Annotated in this window: 25 protein-coding genes and 1 tRNA gene; 10 read left to right on the top strand and 16 right to left on the bottom strand. The window is 46.6% G+C overall.

What is annotated here, in order from left to right; genetic code table 11:
* Positions 1 to 18: 18 nt before the first annotated feature.
* The 3 genes from EKM92_RS13840 to EKM92_RS02775 all read right to left on the bottom strand — a co-directional run bounded on the left by EKM92_RS13840 (position 19) and on the right by EKM92_RS02775 (position 3,673).
* On the bottom strand, positions 19 to 2,574 hold the full coding sequence (locus EKM92_RS13840) for a DNA translocase FtsK (RefSeq protein ID WP_164509874.1): 2,556 nt from the start codon (positions 2,572 to 2,574) through the stop codon (positions 19 to 21).
* A 117-nt stretch (positions 2,575 to 2,691) separates the two neighbouring features.
* Entirely contained in the window at positions 2,692 to 3,333 is a 642-nt protein-coding gene (gene ytpR, locus EKM92_RS02780; protein WP_125707658.1) for a YtpR family tRNA-binding protein, read from the bottom strand.
* A gap of 19 nt (positions 3,334 to 3,352) precedes the next feature.
* Positions 3,353 to 3,673: a thioredoxin family protein gene (locus EKM92_RS02775; protein ID WP_125707656.1), complete on the bottom strand. Its 321-nt coding sequence runs from the start codon at positions 3,671 to 3,673 to the stop codon at positions 3,353 to 3,355.
* Between the two features lie 107 nt (positions 3,674 to 3,780).
* Here EKM92_RS02775 and EKM92_RS02770 point away from each other — a divergent pair, with 107 nt between their 5' ends.
* On the top strand, positions 3,781 to 4,119 hold the full coding sequence (locus EKM92_RS02770; RefSeq protein WP_125707654.1) for a hypothetical protein: 339 nt from the start codon (positions 3,781 to 3,783) through the stop codon (positions 4,117 to 4,119).
* Here the strand turns inward: EKM92_RS02770 and trmB are convergent.
* The 4 genes from trmB to EKM92_RS02750 all read right to left on the bottom strand — a co-directional run bounded on the left by trmB (position 4,066) and on the right by EKM92_RS02750 (position 7,596).
* Positions 4,066 to 4,716 carry a tRNA (guanosine(46)-N7)-methyltransferase TrmB gene (gene trmB, locus EKM92_RS02765; RefSeq protein ID WP_125707652.1) on the bottom strand — a complete coding sequence of 217 codons (651 nt, stop codon included), beginning with the start codon at positions 4,714 to 4,716 and terminating at the stop codon, positions 4,066 to 4,068. The two genes, EKM92_RS02770 and trmB, sit on opposite strands and share 54 nt — an antisense overlap.
* 63 nt (positions 4,717 to 4,779) lie before the next feature.
* On the bottom strand, positions 4,780 to 5,553 hold the full coding sequence (locus tag EKM92_RS02760; protein ID WP_125707650.1) for a phosphotransferase family protein: 774 nt from the start codon (positions 5,551 to 5,553) through the stop codon (positions 4,780 to 4,782).
* Positions 5,554 to 5,653: 100 nt separating this feature from the next.
* Entirely contained in the window at positions 5,654 to 6,865 is a 1,212-nt protein-coding gene (locus tag EKM92_RS02755; protein ID WP_125707648.1) for an ABC transporter permease, read from the bottom strand.
* Positions 6,862 to 7,596, bottom strand: a complete 735-nt coding sequence (locus EKM92_RS02750; protein WP_125707646.1) for an ABC transporter ATP-binding protein — start codon at positions 7,594 to 7,596, stop codon at positions 6,862 to 6,864. The genes EKM92_RS02755 and EKM92_RS02750 overlap by 4 nt, the downstream gene beginning before the upstream one ends.
* Positions 7,597 to 7,690: 94 nt before the next feature.
* On the opposite strand from EKM92_RS02750, the gene EKM92_RS02745 reads away from it, so the two are divergent.
* Complete coding sequence (locus tag EKM92_RS02745) at positions 7,691 to 8,119, top strand: HIT family protein (RefSeq protein WP_125707645.1); 429 nt, start codon at positions 7,691 to 7,693, stop codon at positions 8,117 to 8,119.
* Positions 8,119 to 8,469, top strand: a complete 351-nt coding sequence (locus EKM92_RS02740; protein ID WP_125707643.1) for a YtxH domain-containing protein — start codon at positions 8,119 to 8,121, stop codon at positions 8,467 to 8,469. Before EKM92_RS02745 ends, EKM92_RS02740 begins: the two co-directional genes overlap by 1 nt.
* 47 nt (positions 8,470 to 8,516) lie before the next feature.
* On the opposite strand, the gene EKM92_RS02735 is transcribed toward EKM92_RS02740, so the two are convergent.
* Both EKM92_RS02735 and EKM92_RS02730 read right to left on the bottom strand, forming a co-directional pair.
* Positions 8,517 to 9,614 carry an alpha-hydroxy-acid oxidizing protein gene (locus tag EKM92_RS02735; protein WP_125707641.1) on the bottom strand — a complete coding sequence of 366 codons (1,098 nt, stop codon included), beginning with the start codon at positions 9,612 to 9,614 and terminating at the stop codon, positions 8,517 to 8,519.
* A gap of 13 nt (positions 9,615 to 9,627) precedes the next feature.
* Complete coding sequence (locus EKM92_RS02730; RefSeq protein WP_125707639.1) at positions 9,628 to 10,305, bottom strand: PAS domain-containing protein; 678 nt, start codon at positions 10,303 to 10,305, stop codon at positions 9,628 to 9,630.
* Between the two features lie 258 nt (positions 10,306 to 10,563).
* Here EKM92_RS02730 and EKM92_RS02725 point away from each other — a divergent pair, with 258 nt between their 5' ends.
* Together EKM92_RS02725 and EKM92_RS02720 are read left to right on the top strand one after the other, a co-directional pair.
* Complete coding sequence (locus EKM92_RS02725) at positions 10,564 to 11,469, top strand: peptidylprolyl isomerase (protein ID WP_125707637.1); 906 nt, start codon at positions 10,564 to 10,566, stop codon at positions 11,467 to 11,469.
* Between the two features lie 191 nt (positions 11,470 to 11,660).
* Positions 11,661 to 12,575, top strand: a complete 915-nt coding sequence (locus tag EKM92_RS02720) for a peptidylprolyl isomerase (RefSeq protein ID WP_125707635.1) — start codon at positions 11,661 to 11,663, stop codon at positions 12,573 to 12,575.
* A 129-nt stretch (positions 12,576 to 12,704) separates the two neighbouring features.
* Here EKM92_RS02720 and EKM92_RS02715 read toward each other — a convergent pair whose 3' ends face one another.
* The 3 genes from EKM92_RS02715 to EKM92_RS02705 form a co-directional block, all read right to left on the bottom strand.
* Positions 12,705 to 13,673, bottom strand: a complete 969-nt coding sequence (locus EKM92_RS02715; RefSeq protein WP_125707633.1) for a 3'-5' exoribonuclease YhaM family protein — start codon at positions 13,671 to 13,673, stop codon at positions 12,705 to 12,707.
* 273 nt (positions 13,674 to 13,946) lie between these two features.
* Positions 13,947 to 14,291: a YlbF family regulator gene (locus EKM92_RS02710; RefSeq protein WP_125707631.1), complete on the bottom strand. Its 345-nt coding sequence runs from the start codon at positions 14,289 to 14,291 to the stop codon at positions 13,947 to 13,949.
* 29 nt (positions 14,292 to 14,320) lie between these two features.
* Complete coding sequence (locus EKM92_RS02705; protein ID WP_420812555.1) at positions 14,321 to 16,375, bottom strand: PBP1A family penicillin-binding protein; 2,055 nt, start codon at positions 16,373 to 16,375, stop codon at positions 14,321 to 14,323.
* Positions 16,376 to 16,512: 137 nt separating this feature from the next.
* Here EKM92_RS02705 and EKM92_RS02700 point away from each other — a divergent pair, with 137 nt between their 5' ends.
* From EKM92_RS02700 to EKM92_RS02690, 3 genes are all read left to right on the top strand, one after another.
* Entirely contained in the window at positions 16,513 to 17,349 is an 837-nt protein-coding gene (locus EKM92_RS02700) for an RluA family pseudouridine synthase (protein WP_125707629.1), read from the top strand.
* A 120-nt stretch (positions 17,350 to 17,469) separates the two neighbouring features.
* Positions 17,470 to 17,814 (top strand): PadR family transcriptional regulator, encoded by a 345-nt coding sequence (locus tag EKM92_RS02695; protein ID WP_125707627.1) that lies wholly within the window; start codon positions 17,470 to 17,472, stop codon positions 17,812 to 17,814.
* Entirely contained in the window at positions 17,807 to 18,658 is an 852-nt protein-coding gene (locus EKM92_RS02690) for a DUF1129 domain-containing protein (protein ID WP_125707626.1), read from the top strand. The genes EKM92_RS02695 and EKM92_RS02690 overlap by 8 nt, the downstream gene beginning before the upstream one ends.
* A 45-nt stretch (positions 18,659 to 18,703) precedes the next feature.
* Here EKM92_RS02690 and EKM92_RS02685 read toward each other — a convergent pair whose 3' ends face one another.
* The 3 genes from EKM92_RS02685 to EKM92_RS02675 form a co-directional block, all read right to left on the bottom strand.
* On the bottom strand, positions 18,704 to 19,159 hold the full coding sequence (locus EKM92_RS02685; RefSeq protein ID WP_125707624.1) for an arginine repressor: 456 nt from the start codon (positions 19,157 to 19,159) through the stop codon (positions 18,704 to 18,706).
* An 89-nt stretch (positions 19,160 to 19,248) separates the two neighbouring features.
* Positions 19,249 to 20,931 carry an arginine--tRNA ligase gene (gene argS, locus EKM92_RS02680; RefSeq protein ID WP_125707622.1) on the bottom strand — a complete coding sequence of 561 codons (1,683 nt, stop codon included), beginning with the start codon at positions 20,929 to 20,931 and terminating at the stop codon, positions 19,249 to 19,251.
* A gap of 238 nt (positions 20,932 to 21,169) precedes the next feature.
* Positions 21,170 to 21,240: transfer RNA gene (locus EKM92_RS02675), tRNA-Gly, on the bottom strand.
* A 290-nt stretch (positions 21,241 to 21,530) separates the two neighbouring features.
* Here EKM92_RS02675 and EKM92_RS02670 point away from each other — a divergent pair.
* Positions 21,531 to 21,929: a hypothetical protein gene (locus EKM92_RS02670; protein WP_125707620.1), complete on the top strand. Its 399-nt coding sequence runs from the start codon at positions 21,531 to 21,533 to the stop codon at positions 21,927 to 21,929.
* 149 nt (positions 21,930 to 22,078) lie between these two features.
* Positions 22,079 to 23,020: a dihydroorotate oxidase gene (locus tag EKM92_RS02665; protein ID WP_125707618.1), complete on the top strand. Its 942-nt coding sequence runs from the start codon at positions 22,079 to 22,081 to the stop codon at positions 23,018 to 23,020.
* A gap of 85 nt (positions 23,021 to 23,105) precedes the next feature.
* Here the strand turns inward: EKM92_RS02665 and EKM92_RS02660 are convergent, their stop codons facing one another.
* Positions 23,106 to 23,777: an adaptor protein MecA gene (locus tag EKM92_RS02660; protein WP_125707616.1), complete on the bottom strand. Its 672-nt coding sequence runs from the start codon at positions 23,775 to 23,777 to the stop codon at positions 23,106 to 23,108.
* Between the last annotated feature and the right edge of the window lie 135 nt (positions 23,778 to 23,912).

Below are 23,912 nucleotides of genomic sequence, written 5' to 3'. Positions count from 1 at the left end.
TTCCCCTTAATCATCATATTAATCGTCAGCCAGATCTTCTTTAGTAAAGTACACGTCTCGAGGTTTCGAGCTGTTAGCTGGACTGATGTAATGCCGCATTTCTAACTCATCGATCAAGTTAGCCGCACGGTTGTAGCCAATTGAAAAGACGCGTTGCAACTTCGACGTTGAGACATGTTTTTCTTGGGCGATATATTCCAACACTTGCGGGAACAGTTCGTCTTGAGAATCTGATGCCTCAGCTTGGGCTAACAAGCCATCTGGTTTAAATAAATATTGTGCTGGGCGTTCTTTTTTAACAAAATCCACCACAGTCGCGATATCTTCATCGATGAACGTCCCTTGCAAACGCAAGGCTTGACTGGCGCCGCTACCAAGATACAACATATCCCCACGGCCAAGCAAGCGTTCTGCGCCGTTGGCATCAATAATTGTGCGGGAATCCGTTTGGCTGGCAACCATAAAGGCGATCCGCGTCGGAATATTGTTTTTGATGGTACCAGTGATGACATCCACTGATGGCCGCTGAGTCGCGACGATCAAGTGGATCCCTGCTGCGCGAGCTTTTTGGGTGATCCGCGCAATGTAATCTTGCACTTCACTGGCTGCCACCATCATTAAGTCTGCTAATTCGTCAATAATGATCACGACATATGGTAATACTAAGCCGAAATCACCATGAGCTTTGGCTTTGCGATTGAATTGGGCAAGATTACGCACACCAGCTGCGGCCATTTTCTGATAACGGTTTTCCATTTCTTCCACTGCCCACTTCAACGCTTCGGCAGCAGCTTTAGGATCTGAGATCACTGGCGATACCAAATGAGGTAAGTTGTTGTAAACCGCTAATTCAACTGCTTTAGGATCGATCAACAATAATCGCACTTGTTCTGGGGTCGCTTTGTAAAGCAGCGACGTGAGCAAGGAGTTGATGAACACTGATTTACCAGAGCCAGTTGCCCCAGCGATCAAGCCATGCGGCATTTTGTTAATGTTGGTGACGACGGGTTGTCCGAATAAATCGACCCCTAGTGCGATCGTCAACGGTGATTCTGCATCTTGAAAAGCGGGTGACTGCAACACTTCTCGCAACATCACGGGACGGGGATGCAAGTTCGGGATCTCGATGCCGACAGTGGTTTTGCCAGGGATCGGCGCTTCGATGCGAATATCTTTAGCCGCTAAAGCCAACTTCAAATCATCATTTAAGTTGGTGATCTTATTGACTTTGACGCCTGCATCTAGCGAGACTTGAAATTGTGTGACGGTAGGGCCAATGGTGTGGGCGACGACATGCGCCCCGACATGAAAGGCTTCAAGCGTTTCATCCAAACGTTGCGATTGCGCTTCGACCCAATCATTTTGTTCATCGCTTGTGGTGATCACAGGCTTTGGCAACAAGTCCAATGGTGGGAAAACGTAAGGTGATTCCGGCTTTGAAGCTTCTGAATGCAAGGCGATGGTATCAGGATTGAAATCAGGCTTTGACTTTGCCGCTGTCGGTTCAGGTTGTGGTGCCACCGCTTCAGGCTTTGACACTTCGACTGCAGACTTTGAGGATGCCACTTCAGGTTTTGGCGTCGCTTGCTGCGAGGCTTTTGCTTGGTCAGCCCTCACTTGCGCAACCGGCTTTGGTAAGTCTTTATGCCGCGCTTTGTAATCCCCGACGGCGTGGTGTAAGTCATTGCGCTTAGGCAATTGAATCGGTCGCCAGTTGGCATAAACCGTTTTTTTCTGTTTGGCTAACGCTGCTTCAAGTTGCGCTTGTTGTGCCGCTTTCAAAGGATCAACTTGGCTAGGGATCAGCTTTGTCGTCGCTGGCTTTGGTGATTGTGTGTTAGTTGCTGCAGCTGAAGACTTTTCAGTTGGCTGTTCCGCTGCTGAGGCCTCAGCATCTGATTCACTGCTTTGTTCGACTTCATCAGCTTTTGAAACATCCCTAACATCCGAGCTTTCATCATCGATGGTCTCAGTCGCATCGCCTATTGTCTCCGCTGGTGACTCTTGCGCTTCAGCACCAGCCATGGGTGCCGTTGGTGCGACCACATCACTGTCAGCAACAGTTGGCGTCTGTGCATCTACCGATTGTGATTGAGCCTCAACTGCTGAATCTTCGACAGGCAACTGATTTTCATTGGTTGTCGTTTCGCCAGTTGCGTCGTCATCTGCCGCTTGGTGCGTATCGTCAACTTGACGTTGTGCATCAAGATCTGCGGTTGGCATCTGGGTTTCAGTCGATTCGACCTCAGCATCTGGTTTGCGAACCGTGTCGTTATCATCAGTGAACAAATACACTTGATCATCGCGGCGCTGCATCTGGGTCAAAATCAATCGATAATCGATTTGCGGTCGCTGAATATCGCGACGGACCACAGATTTCGGGGTACTTAACGCCGCCAGTGGATCAACCGAGTGCCGACCAACTGTTTCAGCAGCTGGCGCGATCGGCTTGGGTGCCGGTGTCACTGATTTTGGCTTTGGTGCTTGGCGCTCAGGTTTAGGTGGTAATGGATATTTTTCAGCAGGTGGTTCTGCTTCGCCGCGTAAAAACGGCGGGCCATCATAATGCGCCATGAATTTCATCCCTTCCGATTACTCAATAGCCTCTATTTTACCATATCAAAGCCGCCACTCCGCCAATTACACAAAAAAACCGTGAACCTTTAACAGTTCACGGTGAAGAAGTTTCATTTAGTTCTGGGCAGCAACCACAGCTACTGCTTGATCGAAATCAAAAGTTTGACCAGCTTTCAAGTCATCAGGCATGATCAAGATCCCACGCTTTTGTGGTGCGTTGGGTAATGCCAATTCGCGAGCGGCACATAACATCCCGTATGAATCGACCCCACGTAACACCCCTGGCCAAATCAATTTGCCATCTGGCATCATCGCACCAGGCAATGCAGCAACCACTGTTTGCCCAAGTTCAGCATTTGGCGCGCCACAAACGATTTGTTTGATGCCTTCAGCACCGAGGTCGACTTTGGTCACATGCAAGTGATCAGAATCTGGATGGGCCTCGAATTCAACAATTTTGCCGATGACGATACGCGCTGGGTTATTCAATGGCAAAGCGCCCTTCAAACCAGCTTCAGCGATCGCTGCATTCAAGGTCTTCAAGTCAGTTTCTGACAATTGGACTTGCCCATTGCCATCAAGTTCTGGCAACAAATCGTGAATATTGAAGAAATTAAAGCCAGTGGCGTCGCCTTTGGCATTGTAGATTCCAACAATATTGCCAGCTTTTTGGCTGGTTTGGTTAACATCATCAGGGCCGACTACAGCGATGAGGACATCGCCTAAAGCTTTGGGATTATAAGTGGTGACTAACAATTGACGTTCCTTTCAGTGACTAAGCAGGCAAACCATTGATGAAGCTTTCAACTTCTTGTTTGGTTTTGCGATCTTTGTTGACGAAGCGGCCGATCTCTTTGCCGTTTTCAATGGCGATAAAACTTGGGATCCCCATCACACCGTAATCTTGGGCGACTTCGATGTTTTCATCGCGGTCCACTTGGATGAAGTCAAAGTCTGGATATTCAGCTTCGATCGCAGGCATTTCTGGTTTGATAAAAGCGCAATCTGGGCACCAGCCGGCAGTGAAGAACAACATTTGTTTGCCATCGCCTTTTACGGCTTGGCGGATCTGATCATCTGAGTCAAATACTTTCATGAGACAACATCCTTTCACTTACATTAGATAAGCATATTATACATAACTGTTTGCTATTTGGCAACCCATGAATTCCGCGGTATATTTAAGCCATGGGAGGATCGCTTATGAAGAAAAATACTGCGACCACAATTTCGACTTTAGTAGCAGTTGGTGCTATCAGTGCTTGGGGCCATTACTACTATTACCACACTTGGCTACCTAAACGGCGATATGCGCAACTCGTCCGCCGCTTCTCAGACGGCGGCACAGTTTCAGGCGGCTACATCGATCATCACCCGCATCAAACTGCCGCTGGTGATGTGTACATGACCGCTTATGATGGCGGGTTGATCATTGATGATGTGATGTATGCCTTCACCGTCGCTGAGAATGGCACGGTGTTGCATTGGTCACGCCAACACGTCAAAGCGGGCAGTGAGTTGGTAGATCAACCCACCTTTTGAGGCGAATTTATGTTCATATTCCGTTTCCACATTGCCGACGACGCGATCATCATGATGCAAGTCGAGTGACACCAAGTCAAAATGCATGCCATAGTTGTTCATGCTGACCAATGAAAATTGGAAGAACCCTAAATTATCAGTTTTAAATTGTAAAACGCCGCCGCGCTTCATGATCGCCTTGTATTGATCAAGGAAGGTCTTGTAAGTCAAGCGACGTTTTTCGTGCTTGGTTTTTGGCCATGGATCAGAGAAATTCAAGAACACCCCAGTCACTTCTTCAGGTTCAAAGTAATCAGTCAGGTCAGCGCCATCACCTAAGATCAATTGCAAGTTTGGCAACTGCAATTCAACTTGTTTACGTAAAATATAGGCGATCGCCACTTCTTGAATTTCTAAGGCGATAAAGTTTTGATCGGGATGTTGTTGCGCCATATTCACAATGAATTGGCCTTTACCAGAGCCGACTTCTAAATACAATGGCCGCGGTGTATCAAAGCGGCTTTGCCACTTGCCTTGCATGTTTTCCGGTTTGGTCATGATGTATTCAGGGTGAGCAGCGATCAAAGGGGTCGCCCAAGGTTTGTTTCGTAAACGCATAATTCCTCCAATTATTCACTCGTTGCCATAAAAAATCCGGCGGATACCGCCGGGTCATCGATTTTAATTGTCATCCACTAACGCTTGCAAGCGGATCAACGCTTGATTCATTTCTGTGTAACGTTGTTGATTGTAACCAAAGCGCACGGCTTCTAACAAATGCAATTGACCGTACCACATAATGCGAGCCAACAAATCATCAGTCAAATGCGTCCCATAAGCTTCAAGCCACGTCCCCCATTGTGCGCGAGGCACATAGTTGATCAAAACAACTGACAAATCAAACGCTGGATCGCCGAGGCTAGCTTGATCCCAATCCACAAGATATAACTTGTGGGCATCTGATAACAACCAATTTTTATGGTTGAGATCACCGTGACACACAGTTGAAGCGACATGCGGCGGCAGTGACTTCAGACGTTTTGCCGTTGCTGCCACTAACGGATGTTGTCGCAAAGGCTTTGGTAAGTCGGCGACATAGCGATCGCGCAGTTGCGCCGGCGTCGGCATTGGGGCACCGACTTTTTTGAGCATGCGGTGGAGCAATTGCGAATGATGAACGCGTGCTAAAAGCTTTGCCACCATCGGCGTATTCATTTGTGCGCGCGTCAAAGTCTGGCCGTTGAGCCATTCTTGCGCAGTCAGCACATCACCTGTAGTCATGCGTTTGGTCCAAATCAATTTCGGAGTGATCTCCTCAACGGATAAGGCCGCCAAAAATGGGGACGCATTTCGTTTTAAAAAGAATTTCTCATGGGCATGAACGCCTAAAAACGCACCGCCGGTAGTGCCACCGACAGGGCTCAGCGACCACCCTGGGTCAAGATCAAAATCCATAGGCACAACTCCTAATTACAATCGTTACAAAATTCGCAATTGTCCGTATTGTGGGCTAACGCCACATCTAGAATCAGTGTACTAACTGCAGACATTCCAGTCAAGAGCGGGCTTTAGCAAATTGTTGTAAACGGATCGGCAAATACCATACTGCTAAGCCTATGGCAATGACTAAACCGCCAATTAGTGCCGCGATCGCGGCAAGCCAGTGACCACCTGCCAACGCGCCAAGGGCTAATACCACTGCTGCTAAACTTAATAATTTCCCGATCAAGGCTTTAAAGGCTTGCGGCTTTTGACTGGCTGGCAGCGGATATAAATAACTGAAAACAATGTCGTCATGTACTTGATACATCGGCAACAATTGAAAGCCGATCAAGTAAACGAACAATGCTGACAACAACAGTGCTAACCACCACTGTTGGACAAACACTAAGCACAAGGCGCCGATCACCACTAACCGCAAATATAACCCTAAGAATTCAGTGCGCCGCAAGAAACTGCGGATCAAAAGCCATGCCCAAGTATTTTTTTGCTTTTTAAAGACAGTTTTTGCGATCCCATCTAAATACTTGCGACGTTTGACGGTGCCTTGTAAACCTGGCACATCAGTAAACAAGTTATAGAAGCGATAGATCTGCCCCATCCGCTTAGCTTCTGCCGCCACTAACTGCAACCCGTCTAAATGGGCAGGATCGAGCCACACCCCAAGTTGCCAACGCAAACCAAGCGCCACCACTAAGCTGACCACTAACGAAATCGCTGGATGAATGTAAAAACCAAACCCTAAAGCAATCAACGCGATCCCAAACAAATACCGCCGTTTGGCCCACTTCGGCGCTCCTTGATAAAAGCTCAACACTTGCAACCACAGATCCGCATCTTTAAAGGCCCATAACGATACCCCTAACGCAATGGCATCAAAGACTTGTAAGTTTAACACTTTCAACATCGGGATCACGGCGATTGTGGCAAAGGTCAATACCACTAACGGTAACCCAAGACTATAGCGCCGTGCTTTGCTCAAATATTTCGGAAATTCTGTGGTTTTCGGGAGCAAAAAAGTCGCATCGGCTTTTTGGACGAGGCTTGCTAAACGACCGATCCCCAACAATGCAGTGAAGACGATCGCTAATGCCCCTGGTAACCACCAAGCAGCCGTCATTGATTTAACCACTTGAGAATAGCCATAAAGCAGTGCCCCAAGCATAATGATCAACACCAACACAAAGTGATCGTTGAACACCAATTTCAAATATTTAAATTGCGCTTGTGAATGTTGTTTTAAGCGCGTTTGCCAAAGGTGTTTCATGCGCGCGCTCCTTCTTCACTCATCGCCATATAAATGTCATCTAATGAGGCATCAGCGATCCCAAACTTATCACTGAGGGTTGCTAAATCACCTTGCGCACGGACTTGACCGGCTTTGAGTAACACAAATTCATCAGCATATTGTTGCGCCGTCGCTAAAATATGCGTGGACATCAACACTGAAGCACCGGCGGCTTTTTTTGCTTGCACCAAGTCTAGCAAGTCATGTACCGCCAATGGATCCAAGCCGGTGAAAGGTTCATCGATAATAAACAACTTGGCATCAGTGATAAAGGCACAAACGATCATCACCTTTTGCTTCATGCCTTTGGAAAAATTGTCTGGGAACCATGCCAACTTATTATCCAAGCGAAACTTTGCTAATAAGTCATTGGCTTTCGCCCAAGCGGTTTTTTTATCAAGGTCATAAGCCATGATCGTTAAATCGATGTGTTCTTGAAGCGTGAGTTCTGGATAAAGCACTGGAGTTTCTGGGACATAGGCGATAGCTTGATGATAGGCATTGGCGTCGTCATCAAGGCTTTGACCGTTAACTAAGATCTTCCCTGATAAAGGTTTCAATAAACCGATAATGTGTTTAATGGTCGTGGATTTCCCGGCGCCGTTTAAGCCGATCAAGCCGACGATACTTTGATCAGGAACAGTGAAGCTCACATTTTGTAAAACCGGTACCGTTCCATAGCCGCCGGTAAGTTGTTGGATGTCTAACATAGTTGGTGCCTCCACAGAATTTGGATTTAAACTCGCTTTCATCTATGATAGCATGAATGCAAAGCAAAACTTCATCAAGAAAGAGGAATTGACCATGACAGATTGTATTTTTTGCAAAATTATCGCCGGCGACATCCCTAGCGTCAAAGTTTATGAAGATGATACCGTCTTGGCATTCTTAGATATTTCTCAAGCCACCCCAGGCCACACTTTAGTTGTGCCAAAGAAACATGTTGCCGATATTTTCGAATACGATGCTGATTTAGCAGCAGCAGTATTCTCCCGAATCCCTAAAATTGCCAAAGCCATCAAAGCCAGCGACCCCAAGATCAAAGGCTTGAATATTTTAAACAACAATGGCGAAGTCGCTTACCAAAGTGTCTTCCATTCTCATATTCACTTGATCCCTCGCTACTCAGATGACGACGACTTCAACATTCACTTTGGCGATCACACCGATCAATACGACAGCGCTCAGTTGCAAGCCATCGCTGACAACATCAAAAAGCGGGTACAAGACTAATGGCAAAATTTACCACTGGCTTCTTGCTCGGTGCCGCAGTCGGCACGGCTTATGCGTTGCTTACCGCGAAGAAAACAGGTGCTCAGCGGGTTGCTTCAGCAAGTCAATATGTCGATTCATTGACTGAAGCGACTAACGGCGTGCAACACGCAGTCACCCGCTTTGGCAACGCGATGAAAGACTTACGTCATGAACTTGATACCACGTTAAAGCCGGCAGTTGATGATATTCAAGCAAGCGTTGATGATTTCAATTTTCAAACCCAACCACGAGTTGACGCAATCAATGAACATCTCGATGCGATTTCTAAAGCTGCCGACAGCTTAAATACCACCATCGATGAACATTAACCACAACATCAAAAACCTCAGCGAACTCGCTGGGGTTTTTTGTTGGTTCAAATTTGAAAATCAGTTGAGACGTGCATCTTCTTGACGTCTTCAATAGTTTGACAACCAGTCAATTGCATCGCGATGTAAATTTCCATCTTCAGGTGATCGGCAACGGCTTTCACGCCTTCCCAACCACCTAACGCTAAGCCGTAGGAGAATGGCCGACCAACACCGATCAAATCAGCACCTAAAGCTAAAGCTTTCAAGACATGAGTCCCACGTTGCACCCCGCCATCAAAAATGATCGGCACGCGGTGATCAACCACTTTAGCGATTGCAGGTAAACATTCAATGCTCCCTGGTTCACCATCAAGTTGACGACCGCCGTGATTGGAGACATAAATGCCACTGGCACCATGTTGAATCGCTAAGTCTGCATCGCGAGCATCTTGAATGCCTTTGACAATGATCGGCAACCCGGAGTAATCTGCAAGTTTTTCGATGGTGCCTAAGTTGAGCTTTTGCATCGATTCTTTGAACAAGCTACCAGCGCCAGCACCAGATTCACCAGTGTTATAACCCGCTAAGTTGGCAATTTTGCCTTTCAAGTGATAATGATTCATGACATCTAATTCACGATAGCCACCAAGTGTTGAATCGGCGGTCAGAATAATAGCGCGGGCACCAGCGTTTTTCGCTTCATCAAGCAAATACGTGCAGTAACCCCAATCTTTTGGCATGTAAAGTTGGAACATGTATGGTGCGCCGTCAGAAACAGCTGCAGTTTCCGCGATGGTTTTGCTGGCAAAAGTACTTTGCGACATCATAATGCCTGCTTCTTTAGCACCTTTAGCTAAACCGATCTCCCCACTCGTATGCGCTAGGCTGTTCCCGGCGATCGGTGCGGTCATCAATGGTGAAGCGAGTTTTTCACCCATGAACGTGGTGCTTTGATCAGGATTTTCAACGTTTTGTAACACTCGTGGTAGCATGTGCACATCTTTGAACGCATTGGTGTTGCGCCACTTGGTGTAGCCGTCATCTGACCCTTCAGAAATATACCCAAATTCCCCGCGGCCGATCACCGCTTCGGCGCGCTTTTCCAAACTCTTTAAATTTAAGACGTCAATGTTGGTGACGTTGCCAAAATCTACTTGTGCCATTGTGCGTCCCCCATTAATATTCCGATGCCCCAGTCATGCCGTCAACGGTTTGTCCAGAATCTGGAAATGGTCCAGTTTCATCAGACTGTGACGCACCTGAATCAGCATCCGCGGCTTGATCGCCAGCATCGCTCGCCACCCCAACATTCGGATGTTCACTTGCAGCAGATGTCGCATCTGCCGGCGTACCAACTGGTGCATCTTCTGAAGCGCCACTGGTGGCATCAGGCATGCCAGTTTTCCCATCAGCTTGTGACGCCCCAGTACTTGAATCTGACCAGCCGCCTGCTTCAAAGGCTTGCAAAATCGGTTCTGCGCTGCCGGTAAATTCGATAGTGCCTAAGTATTCACCGTCGACATCACGCAAGGCAAAATATTGAATAAAGACCCGATGACCATTCATCGTCAGTGGCCGACTGACAGAATCACGCGACCCATCTTTAAACGAATCGATGATTTTTTTGACGATCGGCCAAGCTTTAGCAGGATGACAAGTTTGGACATGCTCACCTAAAGCCTTGGTTGAGCGCACATGTTCGCGGTTTGGTTTGTTGGAGAACCAGCTGAAGTGATCGGTGTGATCGATCAGATCCACTTCAAAAGGAATCGTACTGAAAATTTGTTGTACTTCTAATAACGTCAACCGCCCAGTAGGAAATTGAATATATGATTCGATATATGGCGACTTCATTTTATCGCGCCCTTTGCTCAAATATTTTGTAAACGCTTACGGTGACTATTGTAGCGTAATTTTCACAAAGTCATGAGAGGCATTCCTATCGTGAATCATGGTCAAATCTGACATTCGTGCGGGAAACTTAGAAGATTTGATGCCGCAGTCGATGAAACCTTGAGGCTTTTATGATGCTTTTGTGAAATCGGCAATTTTACGTTGAGGTCATGCTATATTAGGTCACGCAATCAATTAATCGAAATAGGATGTGTATTTATGAAAAAATGGATTCTTGGGATCGCCAGCATCGCCTTGGCTGCCACGTTAGCAGGGTGTGGCTCCAGTACTGTCGCCAACATGAAAGGCGCCAAAATCACGCAATCAGAATACTACGAAGAATTGAAGTCCACTTCTAGCGGACAATCCACCTTGCGTAGCATGATCGTCCTTAAAGCTTTGCAACAACAATATGGCGATAAAGTTTCGTCAAAGAAAGTCACCGCCCAATACAACAAAGTCAAAAAAGAATATGGTTCAAGCTTCTCTTCCGCCCTTGAACAAAACGGTTTGACCACCAAAACCTTCAAAGAACAAATCGAAACCTCGCTGCTTTCTGAAGTCGCGTTGAAAGATTTAAAGAAGCCAACGCAAAAGCAAATCGACGCCCAATGGAAGAAATATGAACCAAAAATCACGGTGCAACACATTTTAGTCGCGAAGAAAGCCACTGCCACCACTGTCTTAGCTGAGTTGAAGAAAGACTCCAGTGCCGCTAACTTCAAGAAACTCGCCAAGAAGTATTCCACAGACACTGCCACTAGCTCGACTGCTGGGAAACTGACGGCTTTTGACAACACTGACACTAGCTTAGATTCCACCTTCAAAACTGCAGCCTTCAAGTTGACTAAAGCTGGCGATTACACCACCACTGCGGTAAAGACTTCCAGTGGTTATGAAATCATCCGCGCCATCAATGTTCCTGCCAAAGGCAAAGAATCTGATCACACTGCTGAATTGAAGAAGCAACTTTACACCAGCTGGGAATCTAACACCACGGTGATGACCAATGTGATCAAGAAAGTCTTGAAGAAAGCCAATGTCTCCATTAAAGATAGCGATTTAAAGAACGTACTTTCCGTTTACTTGAGTTCCAGTTCCTCCACCACTTCCTCTAGCAACTAATTAAACTTTTGAACGTCTCGCCTAGCGCGAGGCGTTTTTTTGTGACACCACCCAAGTTGAACCCTTGATATACATGCTTTTTTAGGAAAAAGTTTGACGATTTCGTGAACATTGGGCAAAGACTTTTGGACTGTGGTATATTAGAACACGTGCGAATGTACCAAATACTTAAATTAGGATGTGTGTACACAATGAAGAAATGGATCCTCGGCATTGCCGGCGTTGTGCTGGCTGCAACCTTAGCTGGGTGCGGTTCTAGTACGGTTGCCAACATGAAAGGCGCCAAGATCACCAAAGATGATTACTACCAAGAAATGAAGTCCACCACCAGTGGTCAATCCACCTTGCGTAGCATGATCGTCTTAAAGGCGTTGGAACAACAATACGGCAAGAAGGTTTCTGACAAGAAAGTCACCGCCCAATATAACAAGGTTAAGTCGCAATACGGCTCAAGCTTCTCTTCTGCATTACAACAAAGCGGTTTGACCACCAAGACCTTCAAGGAACAAATCAAGACTTCCTTATTGTCATCTGTTGCGTTGAAAGACTTGAAGAAGCCAACGCAAAAGCAAATCGATGCGCAATGGAAGAAGTATCAACCAAAGATCACGGTGCAACACATCTTGGTTGCCAAGAAAGACAAAGCTGACGAATTGATCGCTGATTTAAAGAAAGACAATTCTGAAGCAAACTTCAAGAAGTTGGCCAAGGCCAACTCCACCGATACTGCCACGGCTTCTGATGCTGGTAAGTTGAGTCCTTTTGACAACACTGACACAAGCTTGGATGCTACCTTCAAAGCAGCTGCTTTCAAGTTGACTAAAGCTGGCGACTTCACGCAAACACCTGTGAAGACTAGCTATGGTTACCACATCATCCGTGCCATCAAGGTTCCTGCCAAAGGCAAGAAAGCGGATCACACGGCAGAACTTAAGAAGCAACTTTACACCAAGTGGGAATCTGACACCACGGTCATGACTGGTGTGATCAAGAAAGTCTTGAAGAAGGCTAATGTTTCTATCAAGGATTCTGACTTGAAGAACGTGCTTTCCGTTTACTTGAACCCATCTAGCGCAAGCAGCACTGGTTCCAGCACCGCTAACTAAATCAATCTTGAAGCGTAACGTTTAGGCGTTGCGCTTTTTTGGTGCCCAGAATTTTGTAATGTGTTTTTTCCCGCCTGAACCCAATCAAAAAGCCCGCTGACATTTGCTGCCAGCGAGCTTTCTAGTTCATTATTTAGGATCGGCGTAGCTTTTCCCATGTTCTGGACGATAGAATCGGCGATTATCCATCCCAAACAACCGCTCGGTGAATGTCCCTGGTTCAATATGTTGATAAGCGGTGGTCAACATATTGATCTGGGCGTCCATATCATCAAGATTGTGCAAGATCTGCGCTTCTAGCAACCCTGGACGCACAGGAGAACCATATTCCAACAACCCGTGATGTGACAAGATCATGTGCCGCAACATGATCATATCTTCTTGATGAATATCGATTTTCAACTCTTGTGCAGCTTGCACCAACGCTTCATCGACTAAAACAATGTGGCCGATCAAGTTGCCTTCCATCGTATATTCAGTGGACACTGGGCCAGACAATTCGATGGTTTTGCCCAAGTCATGTAAAATTGCCCCAGCAAATAACAACGACTTGTTGACGCTTTGATATTGATCCGCAACACTTTGCGCTAACCGTAAAATGCTCAACGTATGGAAAGCCAACCCACCAGTGAACGCATGGTGATTGGACTTCGCTGCTGGATAAGTTAAAAAGGCCTCTTTGTGATCAGCCAACAGCTTGCGGACGATGCGATTCCAGTTGGGATTAGTGATCTTAAAAATGAAATCATTGAGTTCATCGCCCATGTTATCTGCAGATTCAGGCGCATGTTCTTGGTAGTTGGCAGGATTATTGCCTTCTTCTTGCGTGGCTAAGCGCATATTGTAGATCTTGATCTGCGGATTGCCTTGATACAATTCACGTTTGCCGTGGAGCAATACCACAACGCCAGCTTTGTATTGATCAATATCCGCTTCCTGAGCATCCCAGAACTTCGCTGAGATGTGACCAGACGCATCTTGGAAATTGAACGCGATGAATTTCTTCCCGTTTTTTGCTAAACGCACTTCAGCAGACTTAATCAACACTGGAATCGTGAGATCTGCGCCGTTTTGAAAATCAAATAGTTGTTTTGCCATATGGGCCACCTTTTCTACGATGCATTGCTATGTTTCATGATAGCGATTTTTCCCTCAAAACGCAATCACGACACCTGCCTTTTACCTGCTTGCTATCCGACACGAAAAGCCGTGGGGAAAGATCCGGCGAGTAGGGAGCGCAGCGACACACCTCGGCTAGACAACCCCTTGGACCCTCACCATGTGGCGGCGGCCAGATGGAGTCCCCATTTCAAATGACTCGGCCTCAAACATATAAAAAGGACTCAGACACTTGTCTGAGTCCCATGATGATTATTTACCTTGGTAGATATCGACGATTGGTTGGGTGATGGCGCGGTTGAGTTCATCCATCATTTGGGATAAAGCTTGTTCCTTGACCATCAAATCGTTGATCGGTTGCATGTTTTGCATTTTTTCACCGAGGGTTTGAATTTCTTTGATGTCATCTTCGGTAGGTTGTTGGCCTTGCATTTGCATTTGTTGCAATTGCATTTGTTTTTGTTGGAATTGTTGGAACATCGCATAAGCGACAGCATCGAGTTTCAACATATCAAAGGCATGTTGCATTTCCTTGAATTGTTGGGATTCTTTTAAATCTGATGCCAGTTGGTTGGCGGTGTCGTATACGTTAGCCATAAATAGGCGCCTCATTTCGTTGTTTTAGGTTAATTGAATAACCCTTTAATGTCATTATACCATTGATTAACCGTATTCTTAGCAGAATCGATGCCGCTTTGGACGCCATCTTGAATATTCGACCAAACATCGCTACCACTAGAACTTGTCGCCGGTGTTTGCAAGGTTGCTTCAGATTTCGCATCTTTGGTGTCAAAGGCACTTTGTGGCGAACTTGGTAACATCGAAGCCATTTCTGCTTTAAAAATTGGGGCGACGCCAGATTCACTGGTGCCGACTAAGAAGTGATCTTTATCCGTCGTCGCAAAACCAGTCCAAGTCGCAACCACCATGTCTGGGGTGTAGCCGACGACCCATTGATCTCGCGTCCCGTAGCCCCAATCAGATGGCACTTCAGTTGATCCAGTTTTCCCAGCGACAGTGTAACCATATGGTGCCGCTGAAACGCCGGTACCATATTTGAAGGTCCCAAGCATCATCGAGGTCATCGTCTTGGCGACCGATGCTGAAATGATCCGCTTCTTCGTATTTTCGCTGTTGTCGACGACAGTTTTACCAGTGGCATCAACAATTTTGCGAATAAAATGCGTTTGCGGTAAGTAGCCGCCGTTAGCAAAAGCGGAATAGGCGCGAGCCATGATCAACGGGCTGAAGCCGGTGGTCACCCCACCTAACGCTGCGGCCAAGTTTTGATCTTTTTTCTTCAAGTCGATGCCAAAGCGGGCGAGACTTTTGACGCCGGTTTGCACGCCAATTTTATTGAGCAACCATACGGCAGAAGTGTTGACAGAATTGGCTAACGCCATATACATCGGCAAACTACCAGTATAAGTGCCAGTGGCATTGGTTGGGGTGTAGTTGTTGGCGCCATAACTTTGCTTTTTATCTTGAACGGTGGAGTCGTAGTCATAACCATGTTCAAGCGCTGGCGTGTACACCATCAACGGTTTGATTGTCGAACCAGGGCTGCGCTGCAGCTGCGTTGCGTAGTTGTAGCCTAAGAACACATGCTCACCGCGCCCGCCGACCACTGCGAGTACCCCACCGTTGTTAGGATCCACAGCAATACTTGAGGCTTGCGCTTTGGTGCCGTCAGAGGCGTTGTCTGGGAAGTTCGTATCGTTATCAAAAGTCGATTGCATTTCACTTTGATAAGTCGTGTCCAAAGTCGTGTAAACCTTGTAGCCTTTGTTCATGATGTCATCTTGGGAGATGCCATCTTTTTGGGCTTCTTCGATCACCGCATCAAAGAAGTAAGGATACTTGTTGGCATTGCCATCGGTGTAATTATCTTTCAGTGTCAAGGTTTCAGACTTTGCCGTCGCGGCTTCGCTTTGCGTCAGCTTGTCGTTGTCCACCATCAACCCTAAAATTAAGTTCCGACGATCGACCGCATGTTGCATGTTGTCGATCGGGTTATAATAACTGGGACTACGCAACATCGCGGCGATAGTTGCGCCTTCTGAAGCGTCGAGTTCTGACGCATGTTTACCAAAATATTTTTCTGAAGCATCTTCAACGCCCCATACCCCGTTGCCGAAGTAGGCATTGTTCAAGTACATCGTCAAAATATCTGATTTAGAGTACACTTTAGTTAACTGGATCGCTAAAAATAATTCCTGAGCTTTGCGTAAGTAGGATTGTTGTTGCGTCAGTAAAGTGTTCTTAGCTAACTGTTGGGTGATGGTCGACCCCCCACCGGTGATTTGGCCATGATGAATGATCAAGTTCACCAATGACCGCAAGATCCCTTTAATCGAAAACCCCCAGTTAGAATAAAAGGTGCGATCTTCTGTCGACAACACCGCATTTTGAATTTGCGGCGAGATCTTATCTAAGGTCACATAAGTCCCTTTTTGTCCGTAAAGGGTCCCGGCTTCTTCGTTTTTACGATCGTAAATCACGGTTTTGGTTTGCAGGGTTGATTTGATGTTTTGAACGTCGGCGGTTTTGGCTTGATAAGTAAACCAAGCACTCGCGATCAAAATAATGGTCAACCCGATCAAAATTATCCAGCGGATCAGTTGAAAACGCCGGAAGAACCAGCGTACTGCCGCCCAGGCGGTATGCAGGTAAGGTCGCACCCACTGCCAAAATTGCTTGAGGTAAGCCAACGATACCCCTCCTATAAATTAGTCTTACATATTGTAACATTGCTAGCGTGATGGCGTTGGCCAGCTTCACAACTTTAACGTAAATCCAATGAAAAGGAATCCGCCTTATGCCCGAATTTTCACTTACGGCTCCAGTTTTACATGATTATCCTAGTGTCACCGACCAATTGACTGCTTGGCATGTGCCAAAGTCTTGGCGGTTTTGGCTGCGGCAACATCAAGGCGTTACCGTCAATGGCGACTATCGCTATGGCAATTTGCCGGTGCATGCTGGGGAAACCATTCAATTAAACATAGCTGCCGCAGATCCCACTGATTATGTTCATCAAGTGCATCCCCTTAATGTGATCTACGAAGATAATCAAGTCTTGATCGTCAATAAGCCTGCCGGCATCAAACCCCACCCCAATCAACCTAGTGAAGTGGACACCTTGATGAACTGGGTCGCCGCTTATCTCGCACCAAATCCCGCATACATCACCCATCGCTTAGACATGTTGACCAGTGGCTTGACGTTGATTGCCAAAGATCCGCTGACGCAAAGTTTGATCAATCAACAACTTGCTAAGAAAACTGTCGCCCGTGAATATGTCGCTTTAGTTAGTGGTGATATCCCCGATGCTGGGGTGATCGATGCGCCGATCGGCCATGATCCCAATGATAAACGCAAACGCATGGTCCGCGAAGATGGTGATCATGCCGTCACTCATTACCGTGTGATCGCGCGTGATGGTCAGATTGCTCGCGTCTGGTTGACCTTAGAAACAGGTCGCACCCATCAGCTTCGCGTGCATCTGGCATCAATCGGTTTCCCGATCCTTGGCGATCCACTGTATGGCGACGAATCCGCGGCATCGCGGTTGATGTTACACGGCGCAAAGCTCAGTTGGCAAAAGCCGCTGAGCGATCTTGTGCAAACCGTCGAATGTCCTGCAGTATTTTAACAAATTGTCTAATTGCCAGCGAAACTCTTCAGTGGTATTTTTATTTTCCACTAGTATGTATTGCAAACTATCTACGAGCGTGGTATCTTCTAGTTGGTAAAACAAACTAGAGGTGATGACATGGCCAGCAACGAAACCAGTCAAATGCTCAAAGGCGTCTTACAAGGTTGCTTATTGATTTTGTTGGATCAGTCGCCTTCATATGGCTACGCGATCACGCAACGTTTAGATGACTTTGGCTTTACCGATGTTCCTAAAGGCACGATTTATCCACTATTGATGACGATGGAGAAAAAAGGCCTCCTCAAAAGTGAATTCAGGGAATCTGCTGACGGGCCAAAGCGTAAATATTATTCACCGACAACAGCCGGACAAACCGCAAAACATAAATTTTTAACTGAATGGCAACAGCTTGAGACGAATGTCACATCGATCGTAAACTTGGAGGAACACGACCATGAATGAAGCTGAGTTGATGCAAGAGAATCAAAATCGCAGTCAGTTATTGAATAAGCAGAATGCAGAATTTTATGGCAATATCGTCGTTTATTTACGCATGCGTGGGAAGCTAAAAAATAATGTTCAAATGGAAACTGATTTGCTCGATTTGCTAAACGACTTGCTTGATGCCCAAGCCAACGGCCAATCTGCGGCGGATTATTTTGGCACTGCTCCTGCTGGCGTTGCCAAAGAAATGTTGCAGGCATTACCTAATGATTGGCACAAAATTCGTCGTGTAGCGTTAACAGGTGCCGGCTTTTATGCGTTACTCCTGTGCTTACCAAGTTTGATCATTCCCAGTGAACCAGTCGATATTGGTAAGCTGTTGATCGGACTCGTCGGCATCGGGATCTTCATACTTGCTCTCTCCTGGGGACTTAGTCGCATTGTCTTTGCCAAACACCAATGGCTCGCTGCTGGGATAATTATCGTCTTGTGCGGCGGTGCCGGTGCGTTGATTCCCATGAGTTTTGTTTCACTCAATACGCCACTCAAACTGACGCTATCCAATCCAGTCGCTTTCATCGTGATCGGCGCCTGTTTGCTGGCAGCGGCCTTTCAATTTTATGTTGATCGTCAGAAATTTCGCTTCTTACCAATTGCAGTGACCTTCCTATTTGTTGAAGTGATATTAGGCATACTAGGAATCTTGGTGCGGGTCCCAATGACGGCTACTTGGCTCAATCAAGACAATCATGTCCTGTATTTTCTCATTGGCGACGTCATGTTGATTTGGTTGATTCCCTCAGCCTGGATGATCTGGAATTTGATTCAAGGTATCAAAGCCAATCGTAATCGTCAAAATTAGTCGAAAAAAGCGCCGCAGCGATAAGTTTCGCTGCGGCGCTTTAGCTTAATCGCTAAAGGCGCGATCATATTGTTGATTGAACCAAATCGCAGATTCCTCATCTGGTGAGATCACCACGATGGTGTCATGCCCAGCTAAGGTCCCGACCACTTGCGCGAATTTGATATCGTCGATGATTGCCGCTAACAGGTTCCCGTTAGATGGCAAGGTTTTGATCACATTCATGAATCGCACCCGGGTGATGGACAACCCGACTTCGCGAATAGAGTTGCCTAACCGTTCCAATTGCGATTCGCTATCCCCACGGAAAATGGTATACCGCAACGCACCGCTCGCATCTTGGGCTTTGACGATGCGTAACTCGCGAATGTCACGGGAAATCGTCGCTTGCGTCGCTTCGATACCGGCATTTTTCAGCTCCGTTAACAATTCGTCTTGGGTGCTGATCACTTTTTGGTTAATAATACGCGCCAATGCGTTTTGTCGTTGGGATTTATTCATGAATGACCCTCCTGGTGAATATCTATGCATATTGTAACACACGAATAATCAAAAAAATACCCGTTCGCCATGAACGGGTATCGCAGAAATTACATTTCTGCAGGGGCTTCAACACCAAGTAATGCCAGTGCAGAAGTCAAAATCGTGCTGACAGCTTTCACCATCGCCAAACGTGCTGGCAATTCGGCATCGTCGACTAAGACTTTGGAGTTGGCATAGTACTTGTTGAAGGCTTTGGCCAACTTCAACGCGTATTTCGCAATGACGGAAGGTTCGTAAGCTTTCGCGGCGCGCGCGATCACGTTAGGATAATCGCCTAAAGCTTTGAGCACATCCCAAGCAGCTGGATCAGTCAACGCCACATCGGCAGCTGGTTGCGTTTCTGTCTTGCGTAGGATACTGTTGGCACGCGCATTGGTGTATTGCACGTAAGGGCCGGTTTCCCCTTCAAAACGCACGACTTCTTCCAAGTTGAAGTCAAAAGAATCTAAACGTTCGTTCTTCAAATCATGGAAGATCACCGCGCCGACGCCGACTTGATGCGCCACTTTGTCGGCATTTGCTAAATCAGGATGCTTTTCGGCAATTTGCTTCTTCGCTAATTCGATGGCATCGTTAAGCACTTTTTCCAGTAAAATGATGTTGCCTTTACGGGTGGACAACTTCTTCCCACCAGAAGTGATCAAACCAAATGGAATGTGGTGAATATCATCTGCCCAGTCGTAGCCCATTTCTTTAATGACGGCTTTGAGTTGGTCGAAATGTTCGCGCTGTTCGTTGCCGACGACATACAAGCTTTGAACAAAGTTGTATTCGTTGTGACGATAAAAGGCTGCGGCTAAGTCCCGGGTCATGTAAAGCGTGGCGCCATCAGACTTTTTGATCAAGGCAGGGTTTAAATCGTATTTTTCAAGGTCGACGATTTCAGCGCCTTGAGAAGACTTCAACAAATGCTTGTCTTCAAGCTCCTTGACCACGCCATCCATTTTATCGTTGTAGAAAGCTTCCCCATTAAAGGAGTCAAACTTCACGCCTAGCATATCGTAAATACGGGTGAATTCCTTTAAGGATTCTTCTCGGAACCAAGACCAGAGTTGGTGAACTTCTGGATCGCCATCTTCAAGTTGTTTGAACACAGCACGGGCTTGGTCGTCTAACGATGGATCAGTTTCTGCTTCTTCGTGGAATTGAACGTAATATTTCACTAAGTAGTGGATCGGGTCTTTTTTAACGTCGGCTTCAGAGCCCCACTTGCGATAAGCGACGATCAGCTTCCCGAATTGGGTGCCCCAGTCCCCTAAATGATTGATCTTAATTGGGGAGTAGCCGACTTTCGTCAAAATATTCGCCAAAGCATTGCCGATCACAGTTGACCGCAAGTGACCCATGGACATTGGCTTGGCGATGTTAGGGCTGGACATGTCGATTGGGACATTGCCGGCACCTAATTGTTGGTCGCCGTAATGCGTGGGATCTGCTGCGATGCTGGTCAAGGTATCATGAGCAAAGCTAACTTTGTCTAAGAAGAAGTTGACGTAGCCGCCGACTGCTTTGACTGCTTCAAAAGGCTTGGCGTCGATTTTTTCAACTAAGTCTGCGGCAATCATCTTTGGGGCTTTGTGATAAACTTTCGCCAACGCAAACGTTGGGAAAGCATAATCCCCTAAATCAGAGGTTTTTGGGGTTTCTAGTAATTGTGCGATTTGGTCAGCACTGAGATCGTCGCCAGTAGCGTTGCTTAAAGCTGTAACGACTTGTTGTTTGAAGTCCATGATTTTTCCTCCTTGAATACGAAAAAACTCGTCTCGTTGCAAAAATAATTCTGCAAGAGACGAGTTTCCCCGCGGTACCACTCTCATTGACAAATTGTCCACTCGATATTGAACTGTTCACCCAGGTGCGCCTTGATCGACCGTCACTGCTCACACCACCCGCAGCCTCACTGAACCGGTATCGACCAACTCTTCCTGATAAATTAAAAAACTGACGCGATGCTCGCGTCAGTTCTGCAGCGGTTGACGAGAATCGAACTCGCGACGCCAGCTTGGGAAGCTGGAGTTTTACCACTAAACTACAACCGCAACAACGTTTATTAGTATAGCAAGCACCCAAGAGTTTGACAAGGGGAAATTTCACAAATTCGCTGATTTGAAAAAACATGCAGTTGCTATCCATCGGAAAGTGTTGGGACTTTAAATCAGTCGCCACCCCGTGTTTCCCTGTCATAGACACCTGCATTAAAAACATAGAATTCCTGTGAATATTAAAATTTACTCATATACTTGCTCATAATTTTAACCGTGCTATAATAGTATGCAAGAACAATCATTTCGCTATGCCAAAAGCTAAGCGATAAAAAGGAGCGATGATCATGGCAGACAAAACCCGACGTTATTATTTTGCCGCGCGCAATGAAGAAACTGCGCATGGCTACGAAATCAGTTTTGTAAATATCCCGCAAGCTCAAGCCGTCGGTGCGACCTACGAAGAAGCCGTGTACTACTCCTATCGCGTGCTGGCCGACTTTTTAAGTCACTTGCCTAAAGATGAAGCCGCGTTGACTGCCTATAACCACGCGACATTACCTGCTGCTAAAGAAGACAATGTGTTTTATTCGTTGATCAGCGTCACCCCTGACTTTGATCCCCATAAAATGGTCACCCACTTTACCTTACCACAAGCTCCACCAGCAGAAATTCGCCGCAAAGCCAGTCAATTGGCCAAATTAGTGCATCACCAAAACAAAGCGCGGGAAGCCGCTAATTCGTAATATGAGAGAGAAGCCGAACATTTGAGATGTGACGGCTTTTTTAATCCGCAAATTACTAGTCAAATCCGTCAAGATATGGTTTAATATTGGCCAAGGTCTACATTTGACAGCAGGTCAAATGGACGCAAACAATCAAAGGAGTGTCCGCATTGACGAGTTTAGCAACTTCGATCCAGAATTTTCACTTCGATAATGTGTTAATGAACGCCAGTGGAGTCCATTGTATGACCACCCAAGAACTAGATGAACTTTACGCTAGCCCTGCTGGCAGCTTCGTCACCAAATCTGGTACCCCACAACCCCGCGTCGGCAATCCTGAACCGCGCTACCACCAACTAGAACTCGGCAGCATCAACTCAATGGGGTTGCCGAACAACGGGATCGATTATTACCTCGACTATGCGTTAGCCTTTCAAAGCGAGCACCCCGATCATCCGATTTTTATTTCGGTATCTGGCATGAGTCCGGCAGATTACACCTTGCTTGCTGAAAAAATTCAAGCTAGCGACTTCAACGGCTTAACGGAATTCAATCTCTCTTGCCCAAACGTTCCAGGCAAACCGCAAATCGCCTATGACTTTGAAACCACGGAACAGATCCTCACTGACTTGTTCCACATTTTCAAAAAACCTGCTGGCGTCAAGCTCCCACCATTTTTTGATCTGGCCCAATTCGACCAAATGGCGACGTTGTTGAATCGCTTCCCATTGACCTTCATCAACTCGATCAATTCTTTAGGGAACGGCTTAATGATCGACCCCGCTACAGATACCGCGTTGATCCGACCAAAAGGCGGCTTTGGTGGCATCGGTGGCGCTTATGCCAAGCCGATCGCTTTAGCCAACGTCCGCGCCTTTCGTCAACGACTGCGCGACGACATTGCCATTATCGGCACTGGTGGCGTCACGACTGGCCGTGACGTGTATGATTTGATTCTTTGTGGTGCAGACATGGTGCAACTTGGCACAGTATTGCAAGTTGAAGGCATCGCCTGCTTTGATCGCTTAAATCGCGAACTGGAAGCTGTGATGACTGAAAAAGGTTACACCAAGCTTTCAGACTTCCGCGGTCAACTGCAAACCATTCAATAAGTTTTCCCAAGCAGGCAAATGCCTGTTTTTTTTTTTGCCGCAAACAAAAATGACAAGCTGCAAAGCTTGCCGTTCACTGATGATTTTATTTGAAATAGTAACGCGCAGTTTCTAAGGCACTGGTGGCCATGATGTGGTTGCCGTATTCCGAAAGCTTAGCTGACGAAACCGAAGCCTTGTCACCATATTCCATCGCCACTGCCAGCTGGTCGCGCATTTCTTGATCAGAAATTTGATTGTGATAGAAGGTCAACACCAAATAATAGTCGCCTTGATATTGATACAAATCACTTGATGCCCCTTCTAACCGCAAGATCTTAGCCATGCTGATGAGATCTTCAAAGCTGGCGAGCTTTAACACGGTTTCGTGAAGCTTCGTCCCATCTGCGTCAATAAAGCTCCCTTCATCGACTGCGGCTTTGTCATCAGGCGTATCGGTGGCCATCAACTGCCGGCGAATGAAGTCTGGGACATCTTGGGGATCGTCTAGTCCGTCTGGATCATCTGATTCTTGATCACCGACGTTTTTGCTGATCAACAATTCCAAGCCGGCTTGGCTCGGCATGACTTGAAACGTCACCGCCGCGTTGCTGGAGAAGCTGTGATCAACATCCACTTCATCCAAGATACTATAGAAGAAACTTTCAATTTGGTCATGGTTGCCGAGCAAGTCCAACACGGTGATGCCGCGTTGTGCCAAGTCGTCATTCCCTAACAAAACGCGGATCGTGTTATCGTCGATGCGTTCCATTTTCATGATTGCTGCACCTCACTTCAGACGAATCACTTCGTCAACTACTGACATTATAACATTACGCCAGTGTACAGCAATCAGTTTCTTAATGCAAAAAAATTCGCCTCACCGTCACGCAACGCAGTCAACAAAAATAGC

This window comes from Lacticaseibacillus porcinae (genome assembly GCF_003946305.1).
Classification (GTDB): Bacteria; Bacillota; Bacilli; order Lactobacillales; family Lactobacillaceae; genus Lacticaseibacillus; species Lacticaseibacillus porcinae.
The sequence above is the reverse complement of the archived record's forward strand: the minus strand, read 5'-3'. Positions and strand labels throughout refer to the sequence as shown.